Origin of the sequence: Megasphaera hominis, assembly GCF_014269395.1 — a bacterium.
Lineage (GTDB): Bacteria > Bacillota > Negativicutes > Veillonellales > Megasphaeraceae > Megasphaera > Megasphaera hominis.
Map to the genome: position 1 here is coordinate 1 of NZ_JACOGK010000001.1, position 15,685 is coordinate 15,685.

18 protein-coding genes are annotated in these 15,685 nt (G+C 50.3%); 9 read left to right on the top strand and 9 right to left on the bottom strand.

Annotation, left to right across the window (positions count from 1 at the left end):
- Positions 1 to 4 precede the first annotated feature (4 nt).
- Entirely contained in the window at positions 5 to 109 is a 105-nt protein-coding gene (locus H8J70_RS12790) for an IS3 family transposase (protein WP_425489114.1), read from the top strand.
- Between the two features lie 314 nt (positions 110 to 423).
- Here H8J70_RS12790 and H8J70_RS00010 read toward each other — a convergent pair whose 3' ends face one another.
- A complete protein-coding gene (locus H8J70_RS00010; protein WP_186501713.1) occupies positions 424 to 1,176 on the bottom strand; it encodes an NADPH-dependent oxidoreductase in 753 nt (250 codons plus the stop codon).
- Between the two features lie 252 nt (positions 1,177 to 1,428).
- Here H8J70_RS00010 and H8J70_RS00015 point away from each other — a divergent pair, with 252 nt between their 5' ends.
- The 3 genes from H8J70_RS00015 to H8J70_RS00025 all read left to right on the top strand — a co-directional run bounded on the left by H8J70_RS00015 (position 1,429) and on the right by H8J70_RS00025 (position 4,407).
- The gene (locus tag H8J70_RS00015; RefSeq protein ID WP_186501714.1) at positions 1,429 to 2,163 is read left to right on the top strand and encodes a BUD32 family EKC/KEOPS complex subunit; all 735 of its coding nucleotides are present in this window, start codon (positions 1,429 to 1,431) and stop codon (positions 2,161 to 2,163) included.
- Between the two features lie 26 nt (positions 2,164 to 2,189).
- Positions 2,190 to 3,104 carry an EamA family transporter RarD gene (rarD, locus tag H8J70_RS00020; RefSeq protein WP_186501715.1) on the top strand — a complete coding sequence of 305 codons (915 nt, stop codon included), beginning with the start codon at positions 2,190 to 2,192 and terminating at the stop codon, positions 3,102 to 3,104.
- 136 nt (positions 3,105 to 3,240) lie between these two features.
- Positions 3,241 to 4,407, top strand: coding sequence for an iron-containing alcohol dehydrogenase (locus H8J70_RS00025; RefSeq protein ID WP_246415205.1), 1,167 nt, complete (start codon positions 3,241 to 3,243; stop codon positions 4,405 to 4,407).
- Between the two features lie 104 nt (positions 4,408 to 4,511).
- On the opposite strand, the gene H8J70_RS00030 is transcribed toward H8J70_RS00025, so the two are convergent.
- Entirely contained in the window at positions 4,512 to 5,330 is an 819-nt protein-coding gene (locus tag H8J70_RS00030; protein ID WP_186501716.1) for a polysaccharide deacetylase family protein, read from the bottom strand.
- A 108-nt stretch (positions 5,331 to 5,438) separates the two neighbouring features.
- Positions 5,439 to 5,852 (bottom strand): hypothetical protein, encoded by a 414-nt coding sequence (locus H8J70_RS00035; protein ID WP_186501717.1) that lies wholly within the window; start codon positions 5,850 to 5,852, stop codon positions 5,439 to 5,441.
- A gap of 219 nt (positions 5,853 to 6,071) precedes the next feature.
- Here H8J70_RS00035 and H8J70_RS00040 point away from each other — a divergent pair, with 219 nt between their 5' ends.
- Positions 6,072 to 7,592, top strand: a complete 1,521-nt coding sequence (locus H8J70_RS00040; protein ID WP_186501718.1) for a pyruvate kinase — start codon at positions 6,072 to 6,074, stop codon at positions 7,590 to 7,592.
- 98 nt (positions 7,593 to 7,690) lie between these two features.
- A complete protein-coding gene (locus H8J70_RS00045; protein WP_186501719.1) occupies positions 7,691 to 8,083 on the top strand; it encodes a NifB/NifX family molybdenum-iron cluster-binding protein in 393 nt (130 codons plus the stop codon).
- Positions 8,084 to 8,254: 171 nt separating this feature from the next.
- On the opposite strand, the gene H8J70_RS00050 is transcribed toward H8J70_RS00045, so the two are convergent.
- Positions 8,255 to 9,490: a metallophosphoesterase gene (locus tag H8J70_RS00050; RefSeq protein ID WP_246415206.1), complete on the bottom strand. Its 1,236-nt coding sequence runs from the start codon at positions 9,488 to 9,490 to the stop codon at positions 8,255 to 8,257.
- A gap of 11 nt (positions 9,491 to 9,501) precedes the next feature.
- Entirely contained in the window at positions 9,502 to 10,572 is a 1,071-nt protein-coding gene (mutY, locus tag H8J70_RS00055) for an A/G-specific adenine glycosylase (RefSeq protein ID WP_186501721.1), read from the bottom strand.
- Between the two features lie 124 nt (positions 10,573 to 10,696).
- Between mutY and H8J70_RS00060 the strand changes: the two genes are divergently transcribed.
- The 3 genes from H8J70_RS00060 to H8J70_RS00070 are packed head-to-tail and all read left to right on the top strand — an operon-like array spanning position 10,697 to position 12,477.
- Positions 10,697 to 11,506 (top strand): DUF4931 domain-containing protein, encoded by an 810-nt coding sequence (locus H8J70_RS00060; RefSeq protein WP_186501722.1) that lies wholly within the window; start codon positions 10,697 to 10,699, stop codon positions 11,504 to 11,506.
- Positions 11,507 to 11,512: 6 nt separating this feature from the next.
- A complete protein-coding gene (locus H8J70_RS00065; protein WP_186501723.1) occupies positions 11,513 to 12,250 on the top strand; it encodes a metallophosphoesterase in 738 nt (245 codons plus the stop codon).
- The gene (locus H8J70_RS00070) at positions 12,247 to 12,477 is read left to right on the top strand and encodes a hypothetical protein (protein ID WP_186501724.1); all 231 of its coding nucleotides are present in this window, start codon (positions 12,247 to 12,249) and stop codon (positions 12,475 to 12,477) included. The genes H8J70_RS00065 and H8J70_RS00070 overlap by 4 nt, the downstream gene beginning before the upstream one ends.
- Positions 12,478 to 12,608: 131 nt before the next feature.
- Here H8J70_RS00070 and H8J70_RS00075 read toward each other — a convergent pair whose 3' ends face one another.
- From H8J70_RS00075 to folB, 4 genes are read right to left on the bottom strand one after another with little or no spacing between them, the layout of a single operon-like run.
- A complete protein-coding gene (locus H8J70_RS00075; RefSeq protein WP_186501725.1) occupies positions 12,609 to 14,156 on the bottom strand; it encodes a HAMP domain-containing sensor histidine kinase in 1,548 nt (515 codons plus the stop codon).
- Positions 14,153 to 14,821, bottom strand: a complete 669-nt coding sequence (locus H8J70_RS00080) for a response regulator transcription factor (protein WP_186501726.1) — start codon at positions 14,819 to 14,821, stop codon at positions 14,153 to 14,155. The genes H8J70_RS00075 and H8J70_RS00080 overlap by 4 nt, the downstream gene beginning before the upstream one ends.
- The gene (folK, locus tag H8J70_RS00085) at positions 14,806 to 15,309 is read right to left on the bottom strand and encodes a 2-amino-4-hydroxy-6-hydroxymethyldihydropteridine diphosphokinase (RefSeq protein WP_186501727.1); all 504 of its coding nucleotides are present in this window, start codon (positions 15,307 to 15,309) and stop codon (positions 14,806 to 14,808) included. The genes H8J70_RS00080 and folK overlap by 16 nt, the downstream gene beginning before the upstream one ends.
- The gene (folB, locus tag H8J70_RS00090; protein ID WP_186501728.1) at positions 15,306 to 15,668 is read right to left on the bottom strand and encodes a dihydroneopterin aldolase; all 363 of its coding nucleotides are present in this window, start codon (positions 15,666 to 15,668) and stop codon (positions 15,306 to 15,308) included. Before folB ends, folK begins: the two co-directional genes overlap by 4 nt.
- Positions 15,669 to 15,685 lie beyond the last annotated feature (17 nt).

Consider the following 15,685-nt stretch of genomic DNA (forward strand, 5'->3'; position numbering starts at 1 on the left):
TGCAATGATTGAAGATTACATTGGCTATTACAATACTAAGCGTTTACAGAGAAAACTGGGTGTAGTAACCCCGATGGAAAAGCACAATAACTATTACGTGGCAGCATAAAAACTGCCACCGGATATCGGTGGCAGTAATAAGTAGGTGGCAGTAATAAGTACATGTTTTATTTTTTGCTCTGTCTACTTGACGGGGAGCGGTTCACCCTGTATAGCAGGGCTTCTTGTTTTTTCCCGCTGCTGCCCCGGCATAGAAAGTACCGGTGCCTCGTCCACCAGGCCGGCTGCAGAAACGACAGCCCTAGTGCCCAGGCATTAGGAAATAATTCCCTAGTCAGAAAAAGAAGAGCTGCGTAATCGTCAGCTCTTCTTCGTTTTATGGGGCTATATTCCCCGGTTTATTGCCAGCCAAATTTGTATTTCTTACGTTTTAGGATTGAAATGGAAGCCCTGGGCTTCGGCCTGCTGGATCAGGTGCTGCCGGTTCGGCAGGACGCCTTGCAGTTTCTTCACAACCTGGAGGGTGAAGCAATCTACGCGGCGGTTGGCATCACGCAGGTCGTAGTACTGGGCCATTTCGGCGTCATAGTCTTTCATGAGAGCCATGTAATCGTCAAAGACGGTATAGGAATTATCGAAAATATTGGCTTCCTTCGGCATACGCGGTTTGAGCTGCGGTGCCTGGTCGGCAATCCCCAAACCGACGCCGACAACGGGGAAGGTCAGTTCCGGCAGGTGCAGGAGTTCGATCATTTTCGGAGCGTCGTTCCAAATACTGCCCAGGAATACCGTGCCAAAGCCGCTGATTTCTGCAGCATCGACCATATTTTGTGCAGCCAGGCAGGCGTCAGTCCAGCCCTGGAAGAAACGGTCGCTATCGCGGGCTGCTTCATTATCCAGGCCCTGTGCCTGGGCAATGCGGTAATTGCGATACGCATCGGCGATGAAAATGAAGAGCTCCGGCATGCGGGCTACGTATTTCTGCTTACACACTTCAGAAATTTGTTCCTTCAATTCCGGGGACGTAATGTGGATAATGCTAAAGGTCTGCATCCCCGTGCTGGTCGCCGTCCGTTTCGCTACGCTCAGGAGCTTTTCCAGCTGCTGCGGCGGTACCGGCGTCTGTTTAAATTCACGGATTGTACGGTGATTTAATAAGGTATCAATAGGGTCCATATATATTCCTCCCATCTAGTGTGTGTAATTATTATTAAGTAATAATCTTCTTGTGTTTTATTTTACCATACCTATTTCAGATGTGCCAGTCTATTTTGCCTATTTTACGGTCTTTTCACAAACGCTAAAAAAGGTATTTTTTTCTTTACAGGTTTTCTGCGATGGTCTACAATTGAATACATCTATACAGGTGCTATGGCATCTGTAGGAGATACACAGAGAAAGTATATTCAGCTTGAGGTGAGAAGTTTCATGATTAACACACAAATAGAAACGGCAGCGCGCCTGGCCATCCGGGATAATCCGAAAAAGCGGGTCCTGCCTCTTTCTGTAGAGGGGAAAACGTATTACATTAAGCGGCTTATTTCAAACGGCCGCAACAAGCTCGTCAAGCAGGGTGCCCACGCAGCGTACCTGACCGAGGTCTACAAAATTATGGAGGTCAATGAACGCCTGCCTCTGGCGCCGCATATTGTCCTTCTGACAGATGATTTTTTCGTCATGGAAGCCTGCGGCAAGCCTTTGCAGCGCATCGTCAAGGAACACGATTCCACAGCGGAGGAAGCGTATTATCAGGCAGGGGTTGCCTTGTCGTCCCTGCACCAGCTGGGCCTGCATCACGGCCGGCCGGCTTTGCGCGATATTTCCTGGGATGCAGAAAAGCACCGGATTACCTTTTTGGACTGGGAAAGTGAAAAAACATTTTTCCACGTCGATGCGCGCACACTCGACCTCTTCCTCTTTATTCACAGTTATTTCCGCGAAGGGTGGGATACGACAGTCTATCTGGATCAGGCCATGGCCGGCTACCAGACTGTCGCCGGATCGGACGAACGATTGGCCGATGTACTCCATTTCATCGACCAGCATACGCTTATTTTCCATATCTGCCGTTCTGCCTCGTCTTTCGGCTGGATTGACGTGGTTTCCGTAAGCAAGGCAGAAGATTATTTGCGCACACTCATCAAAAATAACAGTGCCTCCTAAGGGGCCGCTAAAAAGGAGTTGGCTGCATGCGTCATATCAATATTTATTATATTTATTTTCTCCTCAGCCAGGTCATCTGGGGGATTTTACCGGCTTTCTGGATTTTATTGCGTGACTTATCTCCGTTTTACACGCTGGCTTCCCGAATTTTCTGGGCTGCCATCTTCTGCTTCCTGCTCATTTTGAAGCAGCATCTCCTGCCCCATCTCCTGGATTTGCGCAACCAACGGGCCCAATGGCCTTACATTGCCGGAGCCTGTATCCTCGTTACCTTAAACTGGGGCGCCTTCATTTACGCTACGACGCGGGGCTACATTCTCCAGGCCAGCCTGGCTTATTTTATCAATCCTATCGTCGTCATTTTCTTCGGTGGCCTGATCTTTCGCGAACGCATTAGCCGCTTACAGAAATTATCCATTACCCTGGCAGCTGCCGGTTTACTCATCGCCTTTGCCCTCTACGGCCAGGTACCGTACCTTTCCTTTATTATCTGCCTGACCTGGGCCTCGTACAGTATCCTCAAAAAGAAGATCGTCATGGACAGCCAGGTTTCCGTCTTCATTGAATCCTTTTCCATGGTGCCCCTGGCCTTGGCATTTATGTTATTCAGTGAATATGAAGGGGTCGGAGCCATCGGTGTCTTCCATGGTCTTCAATGGCTGCTCCTGCCGGCTACAGGCGTCGTCACGGCTATTCCGATGATGCTCTTTACAGCAGGCGTCAAAAGCGTGCCCGTTACCGTTTCTGGGATTCTCATGTATTGCTCGCCCAGCCTGACCTTGGTCATCGGCCTTTTGACAGGTGAAACGATCACCCAGCCCATGCTGATCACCTTCATCTTTGCCTGGATTGCCGTAGCCCTTTATATTACCGGCTTGTACCGCACGATGCGCGAAATAAAAAGCCATACCGGCCTGGTAGAGGTACGAAAGAGACAGTAATTTTACACGCTAAAACCACGCTGGTTTCTATACTGGCGTGGTTTTTATGTTATAATATGTCTGAGAACTTCCTTTTGTAGAATGTCCTTGGAGAGGGACTAAAAAAACTACTACACTATGACACGAAGGTGATATTATGTTTAATCTGCACGTACCAACACGCGTTCTTTTTGGCTGTGGTCAGCTGAACCAGTTGCATGCTCAGGCTATGCCTGGCAAAAAAGCCATGATTATCGTCTCTAACGGTAAATCCGTAAAAGCCAACGGCTATCTGGCCCGCACGGAAGAACAACTGCATCAGGCCGGTGTAGAAACGTTCCTTTTTGATAAAATTGAAGCCAATCCTCTGCGCGCTACAGTCACAGCCGGTGGTCATGCTGCCAGCGAAGGCGGCGCAGACTTCCTCGTTGCCTTAGGCGGCGGTTCTGTCCTCGATGCCTCTAAAGGTATTGCTGTCGTAGCTGCCAATGGTGGTGACGTTTGGGATTACATTACCAACGGTACGGGCAAAGGCCTGCCCATTGCCAAAGAACCGTTGCCGATCATCGCCATTACGACGACTGCCGGCACAGGCTCGGAAACGGATATGGGTGGCGTTATTACCAACCCGGAAACGAAAGAAAAGACACCGATCAAGGCACCGCAGCTCTTCCCGCGCCTGGCAATTGTCGACCCGGAACTGATGGTCAGCGTACCGCCACACTTCACGGCGCTGCAAGGCTTTGATGCTCTCTTCCACAATATTGAAGGCTACATTGCCAACAAGGCCAGCCTCATGAGCGAAATGATTTCCCTCACGGCTATTGAAGCCATTGCCCGTTACCTGCCCATAGCGGTAAAAGATGGCAAGAACCTCAAGGCCCGTGAAAAAGTAGCCTTCGCCAGCTACCTCGGCGGCATTGAAATGGTCGTCTGCTCGACTGTAAGTGAACATTCCATGGAACACTCGCTGAGCTCCTTCCATCAGGAATTGCCTCACGGCGCCGGGCTGATTATGCTCAGTGAAGCATACTTCACCTATTTCATCGAACACCATGTCTGTGACGGCCGCTTCGTCCGCCTGGCCCAGGCTTTGGGCATGACTGACGCCACGGAACCGATGGACTTCATTACAGCCCTCAAACACCTGCAGAACGAATGCGGTGTAGGCGACCTGAAGATGTCCGACTACGGCATTACACCGGATGAATTCCCACAAATGGCTCACATTGCCAAAACGGCTATGGCCTTCCTCTTCACGAGCGACCGCATCGACCTTTCTGAAGAAGACGTCGTAGAAATTTACCAGAAAGCTTATAAATAATACATATTATATTGTTATATAAATAACAGTCTGGAAGCAGCAAAACAGCCTTTCCTATACACCAACAAGGCGTATGGGAAAGGCTGTTTTTCGTGTTCTTGATATTAAGGCTGGGGAATGTGTTTCGCCAGGACTTTTGTCATTTCAATATTTTCCAAATATTTATGTGTCTTCCAAAGGAAGGCGCTGAAGGCGCTGAAGGTCAAGCGGAAACGGAAGTGTTCAAAGCTAATAGGCCCTTCAAACATAGCTACGCGATCGAGGTCGTAATGATCGTCCCAAGGGAAATCACGGCCCGTTTCTACGGTAAAGGCGTATTTATAGCCTGCAGCCTTCGTTTCTTCCATGACCTGATCGTTAAACTTCCCTTCCGGGAAAGCAATAAAGGTACACGGTTTGCCTGTCTTTTTTTCGATGTAGGTCTTAGAATCACGCAATTCATGACGCAGGCCGGCTTCATCAAAGCTGGTAAGCGGCTTGTGGCTCAGCGTATGGGAACCAAATTCCATACCGTCGTCACTCATTTTCTTTACCATGTCCCACGTCAGATAGCCTGGTTTATTCATGAGGTTCATGATCAGGAAAATCGTGCCGCGGTAGCCGTATTTTTTCATTATCGGATAGGCATGTTCATAATTATCGACATAGCCATCGTCAAAGGTAATCATGACCGGCCGGTCCGGTAAATCCCCTTCGCCACTCATATAAGCATTGAATTCAGCCTGTGTAATAGAATGGTAGTCATGGTCATGCAAATATTTCATTTGCGCGTCAAAATTTTTTGGTGTCATCGTGAGTACAGTCTTGAACTTATCATTAACCTGATGATAATTCAAGACGGGCACACCGGTCAGACGATAGTTGGTTGAGCATAAAAACCAGAAGGCAAACATGCCGACAACCAGTACGCACAAGGTAAACATGAATCCTACTAACCATAAACAGATCTTTTTCACTGTAAGACTCCCTTATGTCAGCTCTCTAGTAACATATCTTACATAGAATACCATATTCACAGGTACTTAACAAGACTATTCTTCTGACTTATCGTCCAATTCGCCCTTCAGTGTCTTAACGAAGCCATGCGCCGCAAACCAGTCCCGGTCTTCATCTTTGAGCGCTTTTTCTACTTCTTTCAGGCAGTAATACTCTGTTTCTGCCGTCGAGCGGATATCCGTCAGGTACTGTGCATCTTCAAAAATATAGTCGTCTACCTCTTTTAAGTTTACCTTATCTTTCATGGCATAGCGCATATCTTCCGATGCCTGGATTGTCGCCAAGACATCCTGCCAATAGGCATATTCTTTTTCCGAGAGAATGAACTCGCCTAAAGGACCTGTTTCCAGCCGGTCCTGAGCACAGACAACATTCTTTGCATAATCCTGGCCGGTAAATCTGTCATATACGTGTAGCTCCCGTAATTCATCGTTAATATATACGTCCATGGAAAATCCTCCTCGTAATCATGTACGCCTATTATAGCACAGGTCACCGCCGGCCGTGTAGAGACAAGAGGTAATCCGGCAAATCTCTTCTCCACCATATGTAAAATCTATGTAATATACTCTTTTCAATGCTTCCATTGTGATATACTATAGCTGATTGTCTATGCTTTTTCTCTGTAAACATGTACGTAATTTCATACTACTGGAGGCTTTACTCATATGAAAACAATTTCGCCAGCAGAAATCAACGAATTATACACGACCTTGTACGACCTGCGGCAAGACGTACTAGATAAGGGAAACAAAATGTACGCATCTATCGCCCCGCAAATCGAGCGGCCGTCCTTTCGTTTTAGTGCGTTAAATCTGGCCTACTACTTGGCCATCCGCTGCCACGACTTGCGCCCTCTTCAGGAAAAGCTCTTACCCTTAGGACTTTCCTCCCTGGGCCGTAGCGAAGCCCGCACGATGGCCAATCTCGACGCAGTTATCGCCTCCTTAGGCCGTATTTGCCAGAAGCCCCAGGAAGAGCTCATTGCCTATCCTTCACGGCGCTGGTTTTTCCACGGCAACCGCCTGCTCTCACACAATGCTAACCTGATTTTTGGTAATCATGCTAACATAGATTTTACCAATATCATGGTCACTATGCCTACCGAAGCGGCTACAGATTATAAGCTCGTACGCAGCCTCGTCCGGGCCGGAATGGATATGGCCCGCATCAACTGCGCCCACGACGACCAGGATGTATGGAAAAGCATGCTGAAGAATATTCATAAGGCCGAAAAGGAAACAGGCCGCCGCTGCAAGATTTACATGGACCTGGCCGGCCCGAAGGTACGCATCGAACAGGTTCTTGTCCCTGGTGATACAGACCGTGTCCTGACAGATGAAACCTTCTTTCTGGCACGTAACAAAATCTCCGACTATCCTGAGGATTATACGGGAAATATCGTCATTACCTGCAGCATCCCTCAGGTCTTCAACAACCTTCAAGTAGGTGATCCTGTCGTCATTGACGATGGCAAGCTAAACTGCACGGTTACAGAGATAACGCCGCAAGGCGCGTACTTGCGCGTTATCTCCACAAAGGTCAAGGGCTTCCGCCTGAAAAACAAGAAGAGCCTCAACTTCCCGCAAACACCGCTGGATGTAGCCCCTCTTACAAAAAAAGACCTGAAGGATCTGGACTTCATCATCCCCAATGCCAATGCCATTGGCTACTCCTTCGTCCGCAACAAGGACGACATCATTCTCCTCCAGGAAGAATTGAAAAAACGCCTGGGTGACAAAGCGCGCCGCATGGCCATCATTGCCAAAATCGAAACACGCGACAGTGTCAGCAACCTGCCGGAAATCATCGTCCAGGCAGCGTCACACAACCCCTTTGGCGTCATGATTGCCCGGGGCGATCTGGCCGTCGAAGCGGGCTACCACCGCCTGGCAGAGCTGCAGGAAGAAATCCTTTGGATTTGCGAAGCTGCCCACGTCCCCGTCATTTGGGCCACGCAGGTCTTGGAAAATCTGGTCAAAACCGGCATCCCGTCGCGGGCTGAAATTACAGACGCCGCCATGAGTGAACGGGCTGAATGCGTCATGCTCAATAAAGGGCCTTATATTGTCAAAGCTGTCGTCAGCCTGGCCGACATTGTCCAGCGCATGGAACAGCATCAGCACAAAAAGGCACCGCAGCTGCGTATTTTGCACATTGCTGAAGACACGCTGAAACAGTTTGAATAATTGCCTTCCCATCTTTTTCAACATATGTCTAAAATAGTAATTGACATATGTCGTTTTAAGGCGTATACTAAGGCCATCAGATAAAGGAGGCAACAATCATGAAAATCGCAGTAACCTATGATCAGGAACAGGTTTTCCAGCACTTCGGCCGTTCGGAAAACTTCAAGCTCTATACCATTGCTGATGGCGCCGTCACGGCAAGCGAAGTCGTCAACACCAATGGTGTAGGCCACGAACCGCTGGCCCAGTGGCTCAAAGACCGCGATGTCGACACGGTCATTTGCGGCAACATCGGTCCTGGTGCCCGTCAGGCCTTGATGTCTGCAGGCATCCGTTTCTTTAATGGCGTTCAGGGCAATGTAGATCAGGCTGTACAGGAATTCCTCGCCGGTACGCTGGTTACCAACCCCGACGCAGGCTGTCAGGGCCATCACCACGGTGAAGGCCACGGCCATGGTCACGGCGGCGAAGGCTGTGGCCATCATCACTAATACGCAGCACATCTAAACCAATCTCTTATCCAAACCTCTTCCAAACACCTATCATCTCTGCAACAATTAGGTAACCAAGATAACCACCCTTCCATACACGAGCCCCTGGCGTTGTCCTATATGTCCAATGCCAGGGGCTCCGTTTTGTGTGCATATATTTTTTACTGGCCTTCAGGTCCGGGTCAATTCGTACACCGTCACCTCGCGGGAACAAAGGACACGGAAAGGCAGCCAATGGCCTGTACCTCTGTTGACGTAGCCATAGGAATTGCCCTGCTGATACAGACCGCGCAGGTATTTAAAGCCTACGGCCTGCACGATGGGACCAATCGGTGCAAACTGGGCACCGTGTGTATGGCCGCTCATGGTCAAGGGCAGGTGGCGCGCAAAGGCTTCATCAAAAAAGTCCGGATGATGGGCCAAAAGAATTGTAAAAGCGCCGTCCGGAATTCCTGCCAGCGTCGCTTCCATGTAGCGTTTCCGTTCTGCATCATATAACGGTCCTACAGGGGCGAAGCTAAAATCCGCACCGGCAATATAAAACGGCGTCTGATCATTCCCGCTACAGCCGGCTAAGCCTTTGCCGCCGCCAGGACTGGCACAAAAATGACTGTTCCTGAGAATGCGTACAGGCGTTTCTTCCAGCATAGCTGTAATCGCCGCCAGACCGCGATAATATTCGTGGTTGCCATAACAAAAATCGATGCCGTCCGGAAAAAGGGACGCTGTCCGGTTGAGAACGTCGCGGCACTCGGGCAAACGGCTGATTTCGTCAATGAGGTCCCCCGTAATTTCCAGGCGGTTTACCTTTTCTGCTGCCACGCGGCGAATCGAAGTTTCTAGATCCTCTGTACTGAAGAAGTGGCCAATGTGCGTATCCGAAAGCTGGCCTATGCGATAGCCTTCAAGATAATCAGGTAAATTCGGAAAAGACAGCTTCTCCTTTGTCAAAGAAAGGTATTCTTCGCCTACGACATTGCCCAGAGCACTCGTTGCAATACCGGCAGCAGGGATGACAAACATAGCGTCTTTAAGAAAATCGCGGCGCGACATGCCTGACGCAGCCGGTGCCGGTGCCTGCCCTGTCGGATTGCTCCGTTTCCACCACGTAATCAGACGGTATACCGTAACGGGCAGGGCCACGGCAAGGAGCACGGGAAACACGAGCATAAATAAGAGAAACCAGCTCACTGAACCGAGGGCTCCGGCGTGCAACAACGGAATCAGGGAGCTGCCACCGCTATAGGCCTGGCTGTATGCCGATAAAATAGCAGCACCGGCGGCGGAAAGGACGACCGTGCCTAAAATCCAGCGGCCCATATGCCTCCCCCGGCGCAGGTAGTTCCATAAAATGACGGACAGCACAGACACGACCGTCAGGATGATCATAAAATTGATGAAAAACATTCCCCTCATATTTATACCATGGCAGTGATCTTACCATGCGGCCCGGCCCAGGGCACATCGGTGTAGCAAGACCGGTCCAGCCACTGCCAATCCTCCTTTGTCTCTAATGTACCACCTGTACATTCGGCCGTATAGATGGTCATTTGCCAAATCTTATGAGAAAAGACGTGCCGCAAGGTACCAATAGGCTGGTCGTCTATCGCCACAGAAAGGCCCAGATCCTGTACGAGGCGCTGTACGGCCTCAAGGCCTGCTTCGCCGGCACCTACGGCATTGGGGAATTCCCACATGGACGCCAATAAGCCTTTAGACGGGCGCCGGTGCAAAAGCCAGCGCTGGCCGCCGGCAACGGCGACGACGGTAATCTCTTCTACAGGCACGTGCTTGCGTGTAAGCCGCACAGGCAGTTCCGTTTCCTTGCCCAGTGCCCGGGCACCGCAGCGTTTCTGTAAGGGGCAGGCGTCACAGCGCGGATGCTTGGGAATACAGACGGTTGCACCCAAATCCATGAGAGCTTCATTGAAATCTCCCGGCGCATCGGGCGGCACCTGTTCAGCTGCCAAGGCCGTAACGGATTTTTTCACCTTAGCCGATAAAATATTGTCTTCTATTACGTAAAGGCGGGCAAAAATACGCAAGACATTGCCATCTACAGCCGGTACGGGTTTCTTATAGGCAATGCTCAGGACGGCCCCGGCCGTATAGTCGCCGACGCCCTTTAAGGACCGCATGCCTGCCAGTGTATCGGGCACCTTGCCGCCATATTCGCGCTGCACTTCACACACGGCGTCGTGAAGGTTGCGGGCCCGCGAATAATAGCCCAGTCCCTGCCATTGCCGCAGGACATCGTCTTCTGACGCTGCCGCCAGCGCCTGCACCGTAGGAAAGCGGTCCATCCAGCTTTCATAGTATGGCCGTACGGCTTCTACCTTCGTCTGCTGCAGCATGATTTCCGATACCCACACCTTATAGGGATCGCGCGGCACTGTGCGCCACGGCAAATCCCGCCGGTTGGCATAGAACCAGTGGAGCAACAGCTGCGCCCACTGGCCCGGATCTATCTTTTTTATTTCTTTGGTCATAATTACCTCGTTGAAAAAGAATTTCAATTACTTGTATTCGTTCAATATCAATTATAGCATATTTCAAAAAGCGTATGTCTATGCTACAATAGAATATGAGTATTAGAAAAGGAGCCGGCTAGCCATGGAACAAAATCCCTTTACGCACACGTTAGAATATAATTTGGATTTGGGCAAGACAAAACCTGATACGGTACATCGTCATGAAAAATACTGCCCCTTTTGCGACGTAAAGAACCTGAAGAACGTCCTTGAAACACGGGGTCATATGATTTGGCTGGAAAATGCCTTTCCCGTGCTCAAAGATTGCTGGCAGACACTGATCATCGAAACGGATGACTGCGACGGTGAATTTTCTGAATACGACCCGGCCTACGCTGTCGAAATGATCCGCTTTGGCTTGGAAAAATGGCATCAGGTGCAGGCTATGGACCGCTTCCGGTCCGTTGTCTTCTACCGTAACCACGGCTACATGTCCGGCGGTACAATTCATCATCCCCATTCGCAGATTGTCGGCCTGGAAAAATACGACTACCACGACGACGTCAAGCTTTATCATCTGCAAGGGCATCCGGTACTGCAGAGTCCGGGCATTGAAGTCAACCTTTCCGCCCGGCCCATTATCGGCTTCTACGAAGTCAATCTGATTCTCAGTGACGACGCGCAGCTGCCCCTTTTTGTACACTATATGCAGATCGTTTCCCACTTCATGATTCACGATTTCGTATGGCACAATGAAAGCTATAATATCTTCTTTTATACCTTTCCTGACGATCCTAAATTATACGTCAAGATTGTGCCCCGTTTTCTGACCAACCCTTTATACGTTGGCTATATGATTCCCCAGACGGCCAATGAAGGCCATCGCAACCGTTTTATCGAACGATTACAGAAAGCTCTGGCTGCAGCTTCAAACCAGCCAGAAAGGAAATAACAGGTTATGCGTTTATTTGCAATAGGAGATTTACACTTATCCGGCAATCCGCCACGCAAGCCGATGGATGTGTTCAGTCCCCGCTGGATTAACCATTGGCAGCGCATTAAGGACGATTGGAACGAGCGAGTCAGCGAAGACGATACGGTCCTCATTGCCGGCGATACGTCGTGGGCCATGCATTTGGCAGAAGCCCAGGAGGACCTCGATGAAATCCGGGCCTTGCCGGGACACAAGATCATCATCCGCGGTAATCATGATTTCTGGTGGGAAAGCGCCGGCAAGCTCAACCGTCAGGAAGACCCGGAAAACCACATGTATTACCTGCACGGCAGTGCGCCTATTACCATTGACGACGGCCGCATCGCCATTTGCGGCACCCATGGCTGGATTTGCCCGGGCGATATTCATTACCAGGAAGAAAAGGATGCCAAACCCTACCGGCGCGAGCTCCTGCGTGTAGAACGCTGCCTGGAAGAAGCACAAAAGCTGAATTGTGAACACATCATCGTGCTCCTCCACTACCCGCCCGTGTGCGACCTTACCAAGCCCAGCGGTTTTACAGAGCTCCTGGAAAAATACAAGGTGCCCCTTTGCATTTTCGGCCACCTCCACGGCATGCAGCCAAACACCATGTTCCCGCGCCTTTATAACGGCACACTGCTGCATCTCGTCTCTGCTGATTACCGCGATTGTTCCCTCTTGGAAGTAAAATTTGATGCTGAAGGAGCCGCCTTACGATGAGTCAAATAGCAAAGAAACACCTCCTCGCCGGCATTATCTTCGGTGACCGGGAAAACAACGAATACATTTACCTGCCTGGCGGCGAAGTCGGTACGGATAAGCCCATGTGCATTTACGAGCACGACGGCCAGCGCGACGATATCGACCTCGACGAAGCAGGCTATTTGGTCGAACATCTGATCCTCAAAAAATGCAGTCATCCCTCACTGGGAAACCGCTCGTTTTAGAAATGAAAAAGCTGTGCAAGAAGAATTTTTTACTTCTTGCACAGCTTTTTAGTTTTTCCTAAAACTCCCCATTGGCGAGAACCGGACGGCTGCAAAAGCGGCCAGGTCTCAAAAGATGCAGTTCACTTTTTCTATTTTGCTGCCGCCAGGGTAAACCAGAAGGTTACGCCGTCTGTCTCGTTGCGGACGCCGTATTTCTGGCCGTGCCGTTCGACGAGGGCGGCGACGATGCCCAGACCCAGGCCGTGACCGCCAAAGACACGCTGTGGCTGCCGCGTACGGGCTGCATCGACCTTGTAGAAAGGCTCCCAAATGCGGGACTGATCGGCCGCTGCAATTTGAATGCCCTGATTGTAAATGCTGATCACATAATGATCGCCTTCGCGGACAGCAGAAACGTCGATTTTCTTGCCGATGTCTGTATAATCAATGGCATTGGACAAGAGATTACTCATGACGGTATCGATTCGTTCGGGATCGCCATAGACCTCCATAGCGTCCGGGAAATGGCTGGTAATATTGATTTGCTTATCCTTAATGACGCCGTCAAAACGATAGCGCAATTCTTCTGCTAAGGCCGGGAAATCAAACTCCGTCATTTCAATACGGAAAGAACCCGTTTCCAAGCGCGACAGGTTGAGCAAATCCTTTACCAAATGATCCATCTTTTCCGTTTCACTATGGATAACACGGCAATACCGCTTGCGCGTTTCTTCCGAGATATCCAGGCTGTCCAGTCCTTCGGCGTAGCCCTGAATGAGGGCCAGGGGCGTCTTTAGCTCGTGAGAAACAGCTGAAATAAAGGCCTTGCGCATTTCTTCAATTTCGTTAGCCTTTTGGAGCTGTACTTCCAGCTCGTTATTGGCCTGCTTGAGTTCATTCAAGGCCGTATCAAGCTGCGTTGAGAGCTCATTCAAGCTGCGCCCGAGTTCGCCGATTTCATCGCTTCTGGTATCGGTCCACTTCTTGGAAAAATCCAAATGGGCCATCGCCACGGAGAGCTGCTTCAGCTTGAGGAGCGGCCGCGTCAGGCGGTTGGTACAGAAGATAGCGCCGATGATGGCAATGACCAGCCAAATGAGGCTGCAAATGATGACGAACTGCTGCACCACTGCCACCGTTGCTTCCATAGGTTCCATAGGCTGTGTAACGATGACGTACGCGTCGTTACCACTGGGCCAAAGGATACTCATGAAACGGACATGATCTTCATCGCCATCAAAAAAGACGCGCCGCAGATCTGACTGGGGCAATTTTTCACCATTAAACAGCTTTCGCATGAGTTCCACATGACGGGGCGTCTTGAAATCCTCCGTTTTGGTGTCTTCCGTTCGCTGCGGTGCTTCGGCAGTAACGACATTTTCCGAATCAAAATGAGGCTTGCCGACGACAGCCTTGCGGTCCGGCCGGGACGAATAGACGAGAGTCCCCTTATCGACGATGAAGACAGCCGCACCGCCTTGCTGGCTGATCTGGTCGAATTCATCGACATAATTGGCTTCTCCCTTCTCGTAAAGGCTGGCTATGACCTGGGACATAGACACGAGGGTATCCTTTTTATAGTGGAAATAAAAAGGCGTAAAGCCCATGCCCACGGCAATCATGAGCAGCAGGGAAAAGACGATGGTAAAGGCCGAGAGGATCAGGCAAATTTTCTTACGCAGAGAAAGTCGTATCATTTTTCTTCATAGCGATAGCCGTAGCCGCGCACGGTTTTGATGAGGCTGCCCTTGTCACCGAGCTTGATACGCAGGCGGTTAATATGCGTATCGACTGTACGCAGGTCCCCATAGTAGTCGTAATTCCATACCTTGTTCAAGATCTGACGGCGGCTGAGGGCCTTGCCGGCATTGATCATTAAGTAATTGAGCAGCTTGTATTCTGTCGGGCTGAGATCGACGTTGTTACCGTCAATGACTACCTGATGGGCATCGCGGTCAATGGCTACGCCTTCTGAAGCCGTATGCTGCTGCTCTTCTTCCTGCTGGACGCGCCGCAAGAGAGCCTTAATCTTGGCGACGAGAATCTTCGGGCTAAAGGGTTTCGTAATATATTCGTCTACCCCCAGGTCATAGGCAAAGAGCTGGTCGATTTCTTCGCCCTTAGCCGTGAGCATCATGATCGGCACTGTCGATTCACGGCGGATTTCACGACATACGGTCCAGCCGTCATAAATAGGCATCATGACATCCAGGAGAATCAAGTCGGGATGTTCTGAATGATATTTTTCCAGAGCCACCTTGCCATCAGCTGCTTCGATAATTTCGTAGCCCTCGGGCTTGAGAAAATCGATGACCAATTGCCGCATGAGCTCTTCATCATCGGCGATTAAAATTTTTTCCATAAATAACCTCCTTCTGCTTTGACCACCGCATTCCGTTCAGGCAATTCTTGTAGCCACGCGTTAAGCGGGCGGTTTTGGATCACGAGGTCAGGTGCTATGTCTTGCAGCGGCACGAGAACAAAGGCGCGCTGCGTCAGATACGGATGTGGTAATTGCAAATCAGGGCTGGCACAGGTCACATCCGGACTGTACACCAGGTCTATATCGATCGTACGGGCGCCCCATTTTTCGTGGCGCTCGCGGCCGCCGTGGGCTTCGATGGCCTGGCACAGGCGCAGCAGTGCTTCTGCGGTCAGCGACGTACGAACAGCCGCACAGGTATTGAGAAAGGGTGGCTGGTCCGTCTTTCCCCACGGCGGTGTTTCATAATACGGTGAAACGGCCGTAAGTGTCACCTCCGGTGCTTGCCGCAACTCATCTAAGGCCCGTGTCAAAGCCTGCACCTTATCACCGAGGTTCGTGCCCAAGCTGAGATATACAGTGATCATGACCGTTCCCGGCGAATGACGAAGAGCACATCGTCAAAATGACCATCAATAGGCGCCTGTGGCTTGTGGAGCGTTACTTCTACGGCCTGGACGAGGCTGTATTCAGCAAGAATCGCCCGGGCAATGACGGCGGCAACTTTTTCAATAAGCTTATACGGATCGCCTTCGACGATTTTCTGGATCGTGCCGTATACAGCGCTGTAATCGACTGTTTCATTGATCGAATCCGTTTCTTCTGCACGGGACGCGTCAAATTCCAGTGTTACGTCTACAGAAAAAGGCTGTCCTTTCCGCGTTTCTTCCGGAAATACACCGTGATAGCCATAGAAATGTAAGCCTTTTAATACGATTTTATCCATAATTGTACCATCCTTAT